This is a genomic window from Sphaerisporangium viridialbum (assembly GCF_049674955.1).
Lineage (GTDB): Bacteria > Actinomycetota > Actinomycetes > Streptosporangiales > Streptosporangiaceae > Sphaerisporangium > Sphaerisporangium viridialbum.
In genome coordinates this window covers 9,072,660-9,087,567 of record NZ_CP187232.1, presented here as the reverse complement: position 1 = coordinate 9,087,567, position 14,908 = coordinate 9,072,660, and the positions used below count along the sequence as shown (strand labels likewise).

The 14,908-nt window shown below is 67.0% G+C and carries 13 protein-coding genes; 6 read left to right on the top strand and 7 right to left on the bottom strand.

Annotation, left to right across the window (positions count from 1 at the left end; all coding sequences use genetic code 11):
- Window positions 1-3 precede the first annotated feature (3 nt).
- The 5 genes from ACOZ38_RS40885 to ACOZ38_RS40865 form a co-directional block, all read right to left on the bottom strand.
- The gene (locus ACOZ38_RS40885; RefSeq protein WP_405141673.1) at window positions 4-819 is read right to left on the bottom strand and encodes a hypothetical protein; all 816 of its coding nucleotides are present in this window, start codon (window positions 817-819) and stop codon (window positions 4-6) included.
- Between the two features lie 221 nt (window positions 820-1,040).
- Window positions 1,041-1,490, bottom strand: a complete 450-nt coding sequence (locus ACOZ38_RS40880; protein ID WP_424536239.1) for a response regulator — start codon at window positions 1,488-1,490, stop codon at window positions 1,041-1,043.
- Window positions 1,483-3,060, bottom strand: coding sequence for a sensor histidine kinase (locus ACOZ38_RS40875; RefSeq protein ID WP_424536238.1), 1,578 nt, complete (start codon window positions 3,058-3,060; stop codon window positions 1,483-1,485). The genes ACOZ38_RS40880 and ACOZ38_RS40875 overlap by 8 nt, the downstream gene beginning before the upstream one ends.
- On the bottom strand, window positions 3,057-4,253 hold the full coding sequence (locus ACOZ38_RS40870) for a PP2C family protein-serine/threonine phosphatase (RefSeq protein WP_424536237.1): 1,197 nt from the start codon (window positions 4,251-4,253) through the stop codon (window positions 3,057-3,059). The genes ACOZ38_RS40875 and ACOZ38_RS40870 overlap by 4 nt, the downstream gene beginning before the upstream one ends.
- Window positions 4,254-4,403: 150 nt before the next feature.
- A complete protein-coding gene (locus ACOZ38_RS40865; protein ID WP_424536236.1) occupies window positions 4,404-5,342 on the bottom strand; it encodes a LysR family transcriptional regulator in 939 nt (312 codons plus the stop codon).
- A 185-nt stretch (window positions 5,343-5,527) separates the two neighbouring features.
- Here ACOZ38_RS40865 and ACOZ38_RS40860 point away from each other — a divergent pair, with 185 nt between their 5' ends.
- Genes ACOZ38_RS40860 through ACOZ38_RS40850 form a run of 3 tightly spaced genes read left to right on the top strand, consistent with a single transcriptional unit; the run spans window position 5,528 to window position 8,954 of the window.
- Window positions 5,528-6,298, top strand: a complete 771-nt coding sequence (locus tag ACOZ38_RS40860) for a succinate dehydrogenase cytochrome b subunit (protein WP_424536235.1) — start codon at window positions 5,528-5,530, stop codon at window positions 6,296-6,298.
- Window positions 6,295-8,220, top strand: coding sequence for a fumarate reductase/succinate dehydrogenase flavoprotein subunit (locus ACOZ38_RS40855; RefSeq protein ID WP_424536234.1), 1,926 nt, complete (start codon window positions 6,295-6,297; stop codon window positions 8,218-8,220). Before ACOZ38_RS40860 ends, ACOZ38_RS40855 begins: the two co-directional genes overlap by 4 nt.
- A complete protein-coding gene (locus ACOZ38_RS40850; protein ID WP_424536233.1) occupies window positions 8,217-8,954 on the top strand; it encodes a succinate dehydrogenase/fumarate reductase iron-sulfur subunit in 738 nt (245 codons plus the stop codon). The genes ACOZ38_RS40855 and ACOZ38_RS40850 overlap by 4 nt, the downstream gene beginning before the upstream one ends.
- Before the next feature lie 66 nt (window positions 8,955-9,020).
- On the opposite strand, the gene ACOZ38_RS40845 is transcribed toward ACOZ38_RS40850, so the two are convergent.
- Window positions 9,021-9,335, bottom strand: coding sequence for a plasmid mobilization protein (locus ACOZ38_RS40845; RefSeq protein WP_424536232.1), 315 nt, complete (start codon window positions 9,333-9,335; stop codon window positions 9,021-9,023).
- A gap of 14 nt (window positions 9,336-9,349) precedes the next feature.
- Complete coding sequence (locus ACOZ38_RS40840) at window positions 9,350-9,601, bottom strand: hypothetical protein (protein ID WP_424536231.1); 252 nt, start codon at window positions 9,599-9,601, stop codon at window positions 9,350-9,352.
- Window positions 9,602-9,870: 269 nt separating this feature from the next.
- Between ACOZ38_RS40840 and ACOZ38_RS40835 the strand changes: the two genes are divergently transcribed.
- The 3 genes from ACOZ38_RS40835 (at window position 9,871) to ACOZ38_RS40825 (ending at window position 14,218) form a co-directional block, all read left to right on the top strand.
- Window positions 9,871-11,700: a glycoside hydrolase family 15 protein gene (locus ACOZ38_RS40835; protein ID WP_424536230.1), complete on the top strand. Its 1,830-nt coding sequence runs from the start codon at window positions 9,871-9,873 to the stop codon at window positions 11,698-11,700.
- A gap of 146 nt (window positions 11,701-11,846) precedes the next feature.
- Window positions 11,847-11,975, top strand: coding sequence for a hypothetical protein (locus ACOZ38_RS40830; RefSeq protein WP_424536229.1), 129 nt, complete (start codon window positions 11,847-11,849; stop codon window positions 11,973-11,975).
- A 1,514-nt stretch (window positions 11,976-13,489) separates the two neighbouring features.
- Window positions 13,490-14,218 (top strand): hypothetical protein, encoded by a 729-nt coding sequence (locus ACOZ38_RS40825; RefSeq protein WP_424536228.1) that lies wholly within the window; start codon window positions 13,490-13,492, stop codon window positions 14,216-14,218.
- Window positions 14,219-14,908: the final 690 nt, after the last annotated feature.

Here is a 14,908-nt window from a genome sequence, read left to right as displayed (position 1 = left end):
TCCTTAAGCGAACGGGAAGTTGATGATGCCCTTGGCGACGAGCCGCACGTAGAGGTCCGCCAGCATGACGGAGTACATGGACAGCCAGGCCAGGAGCATGTGCCTGGAGTTGAGCTTCGAGACGAAGGTCCACGCCTTGTAGCGCACGGGGTGCTTGGAGAAGTGGTTGAGCCGTCCTGCCGTGATGTGGCGGCAGGAGTGGCAGCTCAACGTGTACGCCCAGATCAGCACCACGTTGATCCACAGGATGGCGGTGCCGAGGCCGAAGTGACCCCAGTTGCCGTGCGCGTCGCGCAGCGCGAGAACTGCGTCCCAGGTCAGCACCGCGGCGATGAGGATGGCGCCATAGAAGAAGTAGCGGTGGACGTTCTGCAGGATCAGCGGCAGGCGGGTCTCACCGGTGTACTTCTTGTGCGGCTCGGCCACGGAACAGGCCGGCGGCGAGAGCCAGAAGGCGCGGTAGTAGCCCTTGCGGTAGTAGTAGCAGGTGAACCGGAACCCGGCCGGCAGGCCGAGGATCAGGATGCCGGGCGGCAGCGTCCACCAGTCGCCGAACGGTGCGAGCCCGAGGAACCGCGCCCCCTCGGGACAGGACGTCGCGAGACAGGGCGACGAGAACGGGGCGATGTAGGGTTCGACGAAATAGCTCTTGTCGAAGATCGCCCACAGTCCGTAGACAAGGAACGACGCGAGCGCCGCGAAGGTGATAGCCGGGGCCAACCACCATCGGTCCGTGCGCAGCGTGCGGGCCTTGATCTGGGCCCGCTGCTTCCTCTGCGCCGGTTCACTGGTCGGCCGACCGGCCGTTGTCTGGGTCATCGGAGAACTCTCCACCTCCCGCGGACCCCCCTCGCCTCATGGGTGCGGGGTCCGGGCTTTCACGTTTGGCTGGGTGCCGCGCGCGTTGTGGTTCGCGCCGTCACACAACCGCGCGCGTGCCGGTGGGGCCCTACGTTACGACGGCGCGATCCCTCTGTGTGAGAAGGGTCACTCACTTTTTCGACTGACCTGGTGTGATTCCCGTCACGTCTCAGTCAGCCTCAGGAACGTTGACCAGTTCTTGGCAGTTTGACGACCGTCACGAAGAAGTCGTCGATCTGTCGCACCACCCGGATGAACTGGTCGAAGTCCACTGGCTTGGCGACGTACGCGTTCGCGTGCAAATGATAACTCCGCAGGATGTCCTCTTCGGCCTCGGAGGTCGTGAGGACGACCACGGGGATGCTCCTGAGGTCGGCGTCGGCCTTGATGTCCTCCAGCACCTCCCTGCCGTCCTTGCGGGGCAGGTTGAGGTCGAGCAGGATCAGGTCGGGCCTCGGCACCTCGGCGTACTGGCCCTCCCGGCGCAGGAAGGCCATGGCCTGCTCGCCGTCGCTCACCACGTGCAGGGTGTTCTGGACCTTGTTGTGCTCGAACGCCTCCTGCGTCAGCAGGACGTCTCCTGGGTCGTCCTCCACGAGCAGGACGTCGATGAAGCGGTAGTCATTCATGCGGTTCTCCGGGAATCGCGGGCAAGGTCCAGCGGAATGTCGTGCCTGGCCGGCCGTCGGCGGAGTCTTCCAGCCAGATCTTCCCGCCGTGGAATTCGACGATCTTCTTGCACAGCGCCAGGCCTATGCCGGTGCCCGGGTACACGTCCCGCGGGTGCAGGCGCTGAAATATCAAGAAGATCCGGTCAGCGTACTTGCTGTCGACACCGATGCCGTTATCGGCGCAGGCGAACTCCCACATGTCCCCCCGCTCCGTGGCGGAGATGTGGACGTTGGGCGGCTCCCCGGAGCGGAACTTCAGAGCGTTGCCGATGAGGTTCTGGAACAGCTGGGTCAGCAGCACCCTGTTGCCGAAGACCGCGGGGAGCTCGTCGTGGGTCACGGTGGCGTCGGTGTCCTCGATCTGCGCCGAGAGGTTGCCCACCGCGGTGTCCAGCACCCTCCGCATGTCCGTGGGGGCCTTCTCGCCGCCCACGCGGCCGACGCGGGAGAGGTCCAGGAGATCGTTGATCAGGAGCTGCATGCGCTTGGCCCCGTCCACCGCGAAGGCGACGTACTGCTTCGCGCGGTCGTCGAGCTGGTCTCCGTACCTCTGCTCCAGCATCTGCGTGAAGCTCGCGACCTTGCGGAGCGGCTCCTGCAGGTCGTGGCTCGCGACGTAGGCGAACTGCTCCAGCTCGGCGTTGGAGCGCCGCAGCTCGGCGGTCTGGTCGGAAAGCTGGCGCTGGGCCTCGGCGGCGCGGCGCCACTCGCGCACGATGCGCCCGCGCATGGCGTCGACGCGGCCGGACAGCTCCGCCAGCTCGGCCGGCCGCTCGACCTGCAGGGTGCGGTCGAAGTCGCCGAGCGCCACGGCCCTCACCTGCTGGGTGAGCTGGGAGATCGGCCGGAGCACGATGTACCTGACGATGAGCGTGAAGGTCACAGCGGCGCCCACGGCCACGACCGCCAGCAGGATGAGCACGAGGTAGAAGGTGCGCCAGCCGGCCTCGATGCGGGCGCTGCCCTTGTCGTGCAACCGCCCGAGGTTCTGCTGCTGCGCGGAGAGCGCCGCCCGTACGGCGGTGAAGCGCTGGTTGTTGACCTGGGCGTAGGTGGTGGCGGTCCGCGTCTTCAGCGCCGGCACCTTGGCGATCACCACCTCGGCGTAGTCGCGGCGCCAGGCGGACGAGGCCTCGACCAGGCGCGCGAGGTCGGCCTTGGCCGTCCCCTCGGGCATCCGGGCCATCAGCGCGCCGAGCTTCGCCGTCGCGGCCGCCTCGGCCCCGAGACCGGCCTTGTAGTCCTGGAGGTACTGGTCCTCGTTCGTACGCCCGTAGGTGCGGATGGAGCTTTCCTGGGCGGACAGGGAGGTCGCGATCTCCAGGGTGCGCAGGACGGCCGGATCGATCACGTCGACGACCGCCTCACGGGCCGTCCGCATGTTGCCGATCGTCGCGATGGTCATGCCCGTGCCGACGACGAAGGCGAGCGCGACGAGCATCCCGGCGATGAGGAACCATCGCCCGAGGGGGAGCCGCCCGAAGCCGCTCGGCGGCGCGGGCGGGGGCAGGGGGGCGAGGTCGGTCACAGCGGACCCCTGCCGACCAGTACGGCCGCGAGGTCGTCGCTGAGCGCGTCCCTGTGCATCTCCTGGACGGCGGTGATGATCCTGTCGAGGTCGATCTCGCCCTGCTCGCGGATGAGCCGGATGAGCCCCTCGGTGCCGAGCAGGTCGGGCCCGCCGCCCACCGTGGCCTCGATCAGGCCGTCGGTGTAGAGGAGCATCGACCAGTCGTCGCCGAGCTCCAGCTCGATCGTGGTCCACTCGACGTCGCTGAAGATGCCCAGTGGCGGGCCGGAGGGCGCCTCGGCCACGACGTCGAGGACGCCGCGCCGTACCCCGCCGCGCACGAACAGGGGCGGCGGGTGGCCGACCACGTGGAGCCGGGCGTGGCTCAGGTCGGGGTCGATCGCGACCATGCACATGGTCGTGAAGATCTCCGGCGACTTGCGCTCGTTGCGCAGCACCCTGTCGAGGGTCGCGAGCAGCTCGTTGCCCGTGTGGCCGGCCAGCACCAGGGTGCGCCAGGCGATGCGGAGGGCGACGCCCAGGGCGGCCTCGTCGGGGCCGTGGCCGCAGACGTCGCCGATGACCACGTGCACGGCGCCGTCGAGGGTCTGCACGGTGTCCCAGAAGTCGCCCGCGAGGAGCGCCTGCCTGCGCCCGGGCAGGTAGCGGGCCTGGTGCTGCAGGCCTTCGCGCTCGAGCTCCTTCTTCAGCATGGGCACGGGCAGCAGACCGTGCTCCAGCCGGGCGTTCTCGCGGCTGAGGTGCTGGGCGTCGGCCAGCTTGCGCTGGGCGAGGTCGGCGCGCTTGCGCTCGATGGCGTAGCTGATGGCCCGGGCGAGCAGCCGCTCGTCGACGTCCTGCTTGACCAGATAGTCCTGCGCGCCCGCGGCGACGGCCTCGACCCCCACGTGGGCGTCGTTGAGGCCCGTGAGCACCAGCACGGCGGTGTTGGGGGCCATCGAGAGCACCTGGCGCAGGGCCTCCAGCCCGGTGGCGTCGGGAAGCGAGAGGTCGACCACCACGCACTGCACCTCGGCGGTCAGCCGGTCACGGCTCTCGGCGAGGCTGCGCGCCCAGATGATCTTCGGCGGTGTCGGGGCTGAGGCCAGCAACTCCTCGACCAGGAACGCGTCACCCGCGTCGTCCTCGATGAGGAGGATCGTCTGCATCTCGGTCGGCGCCTCCGGCATGCCGGGCGAGAGCGCGGTCACTGGTGCCTCTTGTGAAGTGGTGGTTGACCTTGGCTGTTGCCCTGCACCATATAGCGAAAGTCGTCCAGACGCATGAAAGTACGAAACCGTGACTTGGGGGTATGAAGCATATGAAATGCCACTGTATTACCCGCTGGTAACCCGATAGGGCTACTCGGCCTGGGGTGAGGCCAAACCGACACCCTGCGGCAACGAACCCTCCTCGGCGGCATCCGACAGGTAGGAAAGCAGCGTAGCGCGGAAGGCCTGAGCCGCCCGGGTAGGTTCCACGTCCTTGCGGTGAGCGAGCGCTATCGTGCGGCGAAGCCCCGGGGGGGCGAGTGGGGTGCCCGCCAGGCCCGGCCGCCCGTCGAGGACCATCGACGGCACCACCGCGACCCCGAGGCCCGCCTCGACGAACCGCAGCACGGCGTCCATCTCGCCGCCCTCAACGGCGAAGCGCGGCTCGAACCCCGCCTGCCGGCAGGCGCTGAGCGTCGCCTCGCGCAGGTCGTACCCCCGGCGGAACATCACCAGAGACCGCCCGCGCAGCTCGTCGATGCGGATGTACGGCTTGCGCCCCCGCGTCGCGGCGGGGCACGCGACGACGAGGTTCTCCTTGAGTATCTCCTCGGTGATCAGCGACGGGTCGCTGCTGTGCAGGGGCAGGATGATCAGTGCCAGGTCGAGCTGGCCCCGCGCCAGGTCGCGGACGAGATCCCGTGACCCGCCCTCCTCCACCAGCAGGTCGATGCCGGGGTAGTCGCGGTGGAACCGGGCCAGCGCCTCGGCCAGCAGCCCCGCGCACAGGGAAGGGGTGGCGCCGAGCCGCACCCGTCCCCGGCGGAGCCCGGCCAGCTCGGCGACCTCGCGGCGGGCCGTGTCCGCGTCGGCGAGCATGCGGCGGGCGAGGGGGAGCAGCGCCTCGCCGGCGGGCGTGAGGGTCACGTTGCCCCTGGCGCGGCTGAACAGCGGCGCGCCCAGCTCGGTCTCCAGGGTCTTGATCTGCTTGCTCAGCGACGGCTGGGCGACCCGCATCCGCTCCGCCGCGTGCGTGAAGTGGGAGGTCTCGGCCACAGCGACGAACGAGGCGAGTTGCTGTAGCTGCACGTCTCACAGCGTACGGGGGCGGTTCTGGACGGTTTCTCGCGGGCGAGGCTTGTGAGATTGCTCGCATCGCGCGCCCGCGCCCGCGCCGCCAGACGTACGGAGCCATGGGGCATAGCCTCTGGCTATCGGGACCAGGCGTTTCATGACTTGGACGCTTACGGATCCCTTACCTAGCGTCCGAAGACGTGACATCGACGATCGAACGCGGTGCGGCCACCGCAAGGGTGACGCCCCGCGCCACGCCTCCCAAGACGCCGGCGCCGGGGAGGTCCCCGGGGTTCCGGGGCCTCTTCAGGTCGTCCAACGGCAAGAAGGCCGTCATGGCGGTGACCGGCGCCGTGCTGGTGCTCTTCCTCATCGGTCACATGCTGGGCAACCTCAAGATCTTCCTCGGCGCCGAGTCCTTCAACTCCTACGCCGAGTGGCTGCGCACCGTGGGCGAGCCCGCGGTGCCCGGCCGCAGCCTGCTGACCGTCACCGAGATCGTGCTGACCCTCGCGGTCGTGCTCCACATGTGGTCGGCGGTCTCGCTGGCCCGCCGCGCCTCGAAGGCCCGGCCCGTGAAGTACGTCGCCAAGCGCAGATCGCAGGCGAGCGGGTACGTCGTGCGCACCATGCGGTACGGCGGGGTCATCATCCTGCTGTTCGTGGTCTGGCACCTGCTCGACCTGACCTTCGGGGCGGTCAACCCCAAGGGCTTCGACGCCACCCCGTACGACCGCGTCGTGGCCGGCTTCGCCCTCTCCCGCTGGTGGGTGACGGCCTTCTACATCGTGGCGCTGGCCATGGTCGGCCTCCACCTGCGCCACGGCCTGTGGAGCGCGTTCCAGACGCTCGGCCTGGCCAACGGCCGCAGGCGCCACCTGCTCAACGCCTTCGCCGCCGTCTTCTCCGCCGTGCTCGTCCTGGGCTTCGTCGCCGTCCCCGTCGCCGTGATGATCGGAGCAGTGAAGTGAACTACACGATCGGCGAGCCGATTCGCGACACGAAGGCCCCCGAGGGGCCCATCGAGGAGCGCTGGGACACGCGCCGCTTCTCGGCCCGGCTGGTCAACCCGGCCAACAAGCGCAAGCTCAACGTCATCGTGGTCGGCACCGGGCTCGCCGGCGGATCGGCCGCGGCGACGCTCGGCGAGCTGGGCTACAAGGTCAAGTCGTTCTGCTACCAGGACTCCCCCCGGCGCGCGCACTCGATCGCCGCGCAGGGCGGGATCAACGCGGCCAAGAACTACCGAGGCGACGGCGACTCGATCCACCGGCTGTTCTACGACACCGTCAAGGGCGGCGACTTCCGCGCCCGCGAGTCGAACGTCTACCGGCTCGCCCAGGTCAGCGTGAACATCATCGACCAGGCGGTGGCCCAGGGCGTGCCGTTCGCCCGCGAGTACGGCGGCCTGCTCGACACCCGCTCCTTCGGCGGCGCGCAGGTCTCCCGCACGTTCTACGCGCGCGGGCAGACGGGCCAGCAGCTCCTGCTGGGCGCGTACCAGGCCCTGGAGCGCCAGATCGCCGCCGGGACGGTCGAGATGCACACGCGCCACGAGATGCTCGACCTCGTCATCAGCGACGGACGGGCGCGCGGCGTCATCGTCCGCGACCTGGTGACCGGCGAGATCGAGACGCACCTCGCCGACGCGGTCGTGCTGGCCACCGGCGGGTACGGGAACGTGTTCTTCCTGTCCACCAACGCCAAGGGCTGCAACACCACGGCGATCTGGCGGGCGCACCGCCGCGGCGCCTACTTCGGCAACCCGTGCTACACGCAGATCCACCCGACCTGCATCCCGGTCAGCGGCGACTACCAGTCGAAGCTGACGCTGATGTCGGAGTCGCTGCGCAACGACGGCAGGGTGTGGGTGCCGCTCCGCAAGGGCGACGACCGGCTGCCGGGGGACATTCCGGAGGACGAGCGCGATTACTACCTTGAGCGGATTTATCCTGCTTTCGGGAACCTGGTGCCGCGCGACATCGCCTCCCGGGCCGCCAAGAACGTCTGCGACGAGGGCCGTGGCGTCGGGCCTGGCGGGCTCGGCGTCTACCTGGACTTCGCCGACGCGATCAGCCGCCTCGGCAGGGACGCCATCGAGGAGAAGTACGGCAACCTCTTCGAGATGTACGAGCGCATCACCGGCGAGGACCCCTACACCCGGCCCATGCGCATCTACCCGGCCGTCCACTACACGATGGGCGGGCTGTGGGTCGACTACGACCTGCAGTCGACGATCCCCGGCCTGTTCGTGATCGGCGAGGCCAACTTCTCCGACCACGGCGCCAACCGCCTCGGCGCCTCCGCGTTGATGCAGGGGCTGGCCGACGGGTACTTCGTCCTGCCGACCACGATCGGCGACTACCTGGCGGACGGGCCCTTCGGTGAGGTCGACCAGGGAGCCGTGGACGAGGCGCTCGGCCAGGTTACCGGCAAGATCGGACGCCTGCTGTCGGTCGACGGCACCCGTACGGCCGACTCCTACCACCGCGAGCTTGGCAAGATCATGTGGGAGTACTGCGGCATGGAGCGCACCGAGGAGAGCCTGCGCAAGGCCCTTGAGCGCATCCCGGAGCTTCGCGAGGAGTTCTGGAACAACGTGAAGGTGCCCGGTGACGAGGAGGGCCTCAACCAGGCGCTGGAGCGCGCGGGGCGGGTCGCGGACTTCTTCGACCTCGCCGAGCTGATGTGCCTCGACGCGCTGCACCGCACCGAGTCCTGCGGAGGCCACTTCCGGGGCGAGTCCCAGACCGAGGACGGCGAGGCGCTGCGCGACGACGAGAACTTCGCGTACGTCGCCGCCTGGGAGCATGGCGGCGAGGGCGCCCCGGTGCTGCACAAGGAAGAACTCGACTACCAGTACGTCAAGATGAGCCAGCGGAGCTACAAGTGAACCTGACCCTGAAGGTCTGGCGGCAGAACGGCCCCGCCGACAGCGGACAGATGGTGACTTATCAGGTTAAGGACGTGTCGCCGGACATGTCCTTCCTAGAGATGCTGGACGTCCTCAACGAGCGGCTCATCCTCGAAGGCGACGACCCCGTCGCGTTCGACCACGACTGCCGCGAGGGCATCTGCGGCATGTGCGGCATGGTCATCAACGGCGTCGCCCACGGCGAGCAGCGGGCCACGACGACGTGCCAGCTGCACATGCGCCACTTCGAGGACGGCGCCACGATCACCATCGAGCCGTGGCGCGCCGCGCCCTTCCCGGTGGTGAAGGACCTGGTCGTCGACCGCAGCTCCTTCGACCGCATCATCCAGGCCGGCGGCTTCGTCTCCGTGCCCGCGGGCTCGGCTCCGGACGCGCACAGCGTCCCGGTGAAGAAGGACGACGCCGACGACGCGTTCGACGCCGCCACCTGCATCGGGTGCGGCGCCTGCGTGGCCGCCTGCCCCAACGGCTCGGCCTCGCTGTTCACCGCCGCGAAGATCACGCACCTGGGCCTGCTCCCGCAGGGCCAGCCCGAGCGCGACTCCCGCGCCATCGCCATGGTGGAGCAGATGGACCTCGAAGGCTTCGGCGGCTGCACCAACACCGGCGAGTGCACCGCCGTCTGCCCCAAGGGCATCTCGCTGGACGCCATCGCCCAGATGAACCGCGACTACCTCAAGGCAGCCAAGTAACTTTCGCAGGCTAGAGCCGTACCACCGACGGGTACGGCTCTCGGCGGAAACTGATCCTAGGGAGGGTCAGCCCGCCTGTCGCGTGTGGAGCACCATCAGGGCGTCGTTAAGCCGCTGGCCCGCCTCCTCCACGTCGCGACGTACCCGATCGAGGTCAACTGGTCGATTAGAAGCAGCCAGGGCACAGTGCCGAAGGTAGGAGGAGAGTGTCATTCCCGCCTCATTGGCGGCCTGGCGTACGACTGTGGCCTCATCGGGGGCGAACCGAACCGAGACCATGGTGGACAAGCGGGTCGGTTGTGTCTGTAGAACCTCTTCGCCCAAAGCGTCTGGCTCATCGCGATGGGTGTAGTAGTAGTCGGCCAGCTCTGCTTCGCTCATCTGATCTGGCTCTTTCATTCCAACTCCCATGCCGTGATCGGCCGTATGGATTTGGTGTCAGCCTTCCACGCGACCACAACGGCTACGTGACGTCCTCCGTCTGTGTACCCCACGGCGATGTAATCGCCTGATCGCTCCCGCTTGTTCCTCCGGTAGACGGGACCATTGCAGAGTGCCTGTTCGATCTCCAGTGCACTCACCTTGTGGCGTGTTGCGTGGAGTTCGTTGTGTTCATCCCATTCGATCTCCGCGGGCCATTCGATCACTGCTTGCCCCTTGAGTGTATGACAGTCACTAGCCATACGTCATACACTCCGGAGAGTCATCATGCAGGCGCTTCTTGTAGTTGTGTCAAATCTCCGTAGATCCGAGTGGGACTCGACGTAGACGCGGTGCGGATCGGTGGGCGGTGCCAAAGCCGTACGGTTGCCCGGGTGTCCTGGGCTAAATCTGGCGTCTCTTTGACGCGGGACATACCTGGACAAATGCCTTAAATGCATAGCTTGAGGGAGGGGCTCATGGGGGAGAGGGCGACATGGCGGCTGGAGAATTCTGCCGTTCCGACGGCTCCGCCTACCTGCCGATCGCCGATCATGGGCTGATCGGCGACCTTCGTACGGTCGCCCTCGTGGGCACGAACGGCACCATCGACTGGTACTGCTGCCCGCGCTTCGACGCCTCGAGCGTGTTCGCGTCCATCCTGGACGCCGGCCGCGGCGGATCATTCCAACTGGCCGCCGACGTGCCGGCCACGACCAAGCAGTTCTACTTCCCCGACACCAACGTCCTGATCACCCGGTTCTTCGCCGCCGACGGAGTGGCCGAGGTCCAGGACTTCATGCCGATCGCGGACGACTCCCGCGAGATCGATCGGCACCGGCTGATCCGGCGGGTGATCTGCGTGCGCGGAACGCTGCCGTTCCGGGCCCTCGTGGCGCCGCGGTTCGGCTACGCGACCCAACCGCACACCGCGCGCGTCGAGGACGGTCAGGCGATCTTCGAGTCGGAGGACCTCTCGCTGATCCTGACCGCCAGCGTGCCGATCGACTGCGACGGACAGGACGTGCTCTCGCAGTTCAAGCTGCACGAGGGCGAGCAGGCGGTGTTCGCGCTCGACCGGGCCTGCGAGGGCGTGACGCCGCGGTCGTGCCCGCTCGCCGAGGCCGAGCAGGAGTTCGCCGCCACGGTGAAGTACTGGCGTCACTGGCTGTCCTCCTCCCGCTATCGCGGCCGGTGGCGGGAGGTGGTGCACCGCTCCGCGCTCACGCTGAAGCTGCTCACCTACGCCCCGACCGGAGGGATCGTCGCGGCGCCCACGACCAGCCTCCCCGAGCAGATCGGCGGCGAGCGCAACTGGGACTACCGCTACGTATGGATCCGCGACGCGGCCTTCTGCGTGTACGCGCTGCTCAGGCTCGGGTTCACCGACGAGGCGGAGGCCTTCATGGGCTTCTTGTCCGAGCACGTCACCCTCAGCGGCGACGGTCTCTCCGGCCCGCTGCAGATCATGTACGGCATCGACGGGGCCACCGAACTTCCCGAGCGGGAGCTCGGCCACCTGGAGGGCTACCAGGGATCCGCCCCGGTACGCGTCGGGAACGCGGCCGTCGGCCAGCTTCAGCTCGACATCTACGGAGCGCTCATCGACTCCATCTACCTCTACGACAAATGGGGCAAGCCCATCTCCAGCGACCGCTGGGACGAGCTCTGCATGCTGGTGGAGTGGGTCTGCCAGAACTGGGACAAGCCCGACGAAGGAATCTGGGAGACCCGCGGCGGGCGCAAGAACTTCGTGTACTCGCGGCTGATGTGCTGGGTGGCGATCGAACGGGCGATGCGCGTGGCCATCCATCGCGGGCTGCCCGCCGAGATACCGCGCTGGCGGGAAGCCCGCGACGCGATCTACCGGCAGATCATGCGGCTCGGCTGGTCGCCCAGACTGCACGCGTTCGTCCAGCATTTCGACGACGAAGTGCTGGACGCCTCCGTGCTCATGATGCCGATGGCCAAGTTCGTCTCGCCCACCGACCCGAAGTGGCTGTCCACCCTGGACGCGCTTGGCGAGCAACTGGTCTCCGACTCGCTGGTGTACCGCTACGACCCCGCCGTGAGCCCCGACGGGCTGCGGGGGATCGAGGGCACGTTCTCGATCTGCTCGTTCTGGTACGTGGAAGCGCTGGCGCGCGCCGGGCGCGTGGACGAGGCCCGACTGGCCTTCGAGAAGATGCTGACCTACGCCAACCACCTCGGCCTGTACGCGGAGCAGATCGGGCACACCGGGGAGCAACTCGGCAACTTCCCCCAGGCCTTCACCCACCTGGCGCTGATCAGCGCCGCGTTCAACCTCGACCAAGCCCTCGGCTAGCGCCGCCTTTCGCGCACGAGCGTGGCAGGAAACGGTCAGGTCGGTGCAGCTTGCTGCCGTCGTTTCATCTGGTTTGTGGGTTGTGGTTCCCGCAGAGTTGTTTGTGCGAGAACAAATACACAGCCCTCCAGAAAAGAGACGAAGAAATGACGAACTCCACTTTCTCCCCGGTCACCTCCACCCGCTCCGCCGGCACCACCTGGGACTCCTACTCCCGCACCGCCGGAACCACCTGGGACAGCTACTCGCGCACCGCCGGCACCACCTGGGACTAAGTGAAATCAAATCACCTAAGCCGATACGCGAACCACTCTTGAACTTTCATCTACCTAAAGTTTGAAACCGACTAAAGGCATCTACGCTTCACAGTGAACATCGAAAGCATGTGAACAGGCTCTGCCAAGCCGACTAAGACCATCGTTCTTTCAGAGATGATGGCATCGGCAAGCATCGAAGCCCTAGACACTGAAACGGCCGGGTCAATGCTGAGAGGTCCCTCTCCAGGTTCCGCCGGCCGGCTCCCCACCAGGATCGCCTGACAGCTCCTCCTTGTCTGCCATTGCGACGAACGGGTGACGAGCCTTCCTGGCACTGCCGTGACGGGTCAAGGAGCTGCCCCCGCCCAGGCCTCGGAGTCGCGCAGAAGGGCCGGATGCCGGACCTGACGAATGGCGATGGCCATGACGGTGGCAAGCGAGCACGCGGCGCAAACCAGGCCCGACAGGAGCCAGGCGTGGCGGTGAAGCTGTCCGGTTGGGCTGGGCATGTTGTTCCCTCCCGGCACCCGGGTGACCGGGGCACCCGAGTGCTTCCCACCCGGCGATCATGCCCACATCCACGGCGAGGGGGGCCCTGCCCGGACGTCCTGACCTGGGGTTATGGCTCAGCTCGTTATGTCGCGTGTGGGCATGGCAGGAAGCGGTCAGGGTGGTGCAGCTTGCTGCCGTCGTTTCGTCTGGTTTGTGGGTTGTGGTTGCCGCAGAGTTGTTTGTGCGAGAACAAATACACGGTCCTCCAGAAAAGAGACAGAGAAATGATGAACTCCACCGCCTCGAAGCGTTCCGCCGGCACCACCTGGGACTCGTACTCCCGCACCGCCGGAACCACCTGGGACAGCTACGGCCGCACCTCCGGCACCACCTGGGACTAAGAAAAAGAAAGAACGATTGGTCAATTGAGAACGCGCTGACCATCCGCCTCTGAAAAACGCAGAACTCCTCCGCTCGACAGCTCGCGATAAAGCACCACCAAGCCGACTGAGGTCATCGTCCTCCGAATCCGATGACATCGGCAGATATCGGGCCTCGAAACGTCGAGGTTCTCGGGTCGAACGCCGAGACACTTTTCTCCGGTCCGGCCGGCCAGATCCCCACCAGCGGTCCTCGCTCTGGGTGGCCCTCTCCCGCTCGGTCGCCTGGTCTACCAGGCGCTCTGGGTCACTCGTCCTCTGGCCCACCTGGGTGCCGCGACGGGCCCAAGACCCACGATCACCCCTCCTTGCCACGGCTCTCGTCGTCTGTGCGGACGTGTCCAGCCCACGTGGACCAGGTCCCTCGCTCCGCCGTGGCTGCGTCTCCCCGGCTGATCGGTGCGATCACCCACATCGAGACAGGCAGGGGCACCGAGATGGACAGAGACGTGCTGACCTGCGGGTTTGTAGGCTTTATGATCTTATGCGAAGTTTATCCAGCTTTTCCGGTGCTTTGCCGAACTTTGCCGTCACCTTGGTCGTCCCTTACCGGTGGAGGCGACACTCCTCGTCGCCTCTGCGAATCGGGGAGGAAAGATCATGATGAAGAGAGTCGCCGTCGGAGTCGTGTCCGCCGTTGCGGGAGGCTCACTGCTCTTGTCGGCGGGGGCGGCGTCCGCGCAGCATGTCGAGTTGAGGGTGAAGGTCGCGAACGTGGACCCGAACCCGGTCGTCGTCAAGCAGGGCCAGGACACCCGCGTCACGGTCGAGGTCCGCACCACCCGGGCGACGCGGGTGGAACTGCGGCTCAAGCCGGTCTCCAACCAGTTCGGCACGCAGTCGACTCAGGACGCCAAGCTCGTCCACCAGGGTGACCTGTGGCGCTTCGTCGCCGAATTCGACGACTCCGACGCCGAGGGCCGCTGGCTCGCCATCGCCGACGCCTACGACAGGCACGGGAAGAAGGTGACCGACCAGGTCAACTTCTCCGTCAAGAAGCAGAGCCAGGCGGAGACCCGCCTGACCGCATTCACCGCCAACCCCAAGGTGGTCAGCAAGGGCCGCTGGCTCAAGTTCTCCGGCCGCCTGCAGGTCAGCGAGAACACGCGCTGGAAGGGCTTGAAGGATCAGGAAGTGGGGATCTACTTCCGCTCGCAGGGGTCCAGCGCGTGGAAGTACGTTACCTCGGCGGAAACCGAGCGGGATGGGCGGTTCTACGCCAAGGGCCGCGCCTCCAAGAGCGGGGAGTACCGCGCCGTCTTCGACGGTGACGACAAGCTCGCCGACAGCAAGAGCCAGTCGAAGCGGGTGCGCGTCTGGCGCTGGTAGTCCACCAGGCTCACAGGAATGACGCGGAGGCCCGGGGCGACCCGGGCCTCCGTTCGTTCTTGAGCACTGAGCTCTCCAGCGGGCCGGACTCCTGCTCTGACGTGCGGTGTCGTCGCCGGTGGATGTTCGGGGCCGTGTGACTTGTCGGTGGATGGCAGGAAGCGGTCAGGGTGGTGCAGCTTGCTGCCGTCGTTTCGTCTGGTTTGTGGGTTGTGGTTGCCGCAGAGTTGTTTGTGCGAGAACAAATACACGGCCCTCCAGAAAAGAGTCAGAGAAATGATGAACTCCACCGCCTCGAAGCGTTCCGCCGGCACCACCTGGGACTCGTACTCCCGCACCGCCGGAACCACCTGGGACAGCTACGGCCGCACCCCCGGCACCACCTGGGACTAACAAGAACCGGCGAGCAAATACGACCGGTTACTACGACTGAAATTATCTCCGCTCGGCAGTATGTGAAAGAGTTCCCGGATAGGCTCTGTTCGACCGGCTAAGACCATCGTGATTACGAACCGGTGGCATCGGTGAACATCGAAACCCGAATATCCAATCGGTCAGGCCTGACGTCGATACATTCGCGTCCCGGGCCCGCCGGCCACATCGCCCTCGAATGGTGTCCGCCAGATGTGGCCCACCGCGGTGATCGGCGGCTCGGGCCCGCGTCGGCGCATGAAGTGTTCCAGGAGCGGT

Excerpts from the sequence above, each read along its gene's own strand:
- ACOZ38_RS40885 (WP_405141673.1), bottom strand. The coding sequence starts at position 819 with ATGACCCAGACAACGGCCGGTCGGCCGACCAGTGAACCGGCGCAGAGG.
- ACOZ38_RS40880 (WP_424536239.1), bottom strand. The coding sequence starts at position 1,490 with ATGAATGACTACCGCTTCATCGACGTCCTGCTCGTGGAGGACGACCCA.
- ACOZ38_RS40845 (WP_424536232.1), bottom strand. The coding sequence starts at position 9,335 with ATGAGCGAAGCAGAGCTGGCCGACTACTACTACACCCATCGCGATGAG.
- ACOZ38_RS40835 (WP_424536230.1), top strand. The coding sequence starts at position 9,871 with ATGGCGGCTGGAGAATTCTGCCGTTCCGACGGCTCCGCCTACCTGCCG.
- ACOZ38_RS40830 (WP_424536229.1), top strand. The coding sequence starts at position 11,847 with ATGACGAACTCCACTTTCTCCCCGGTCACCTCCACCCGCTCCGCCGGC.
- ACOZ38_RS40825 (WP_424536228.1), top strand. The coding sequence starts at position 13,490 with ATGATGAAGAGAGTCGCCGTCGGAGTCGTGTCCGCCGTTGCGGGAGGC.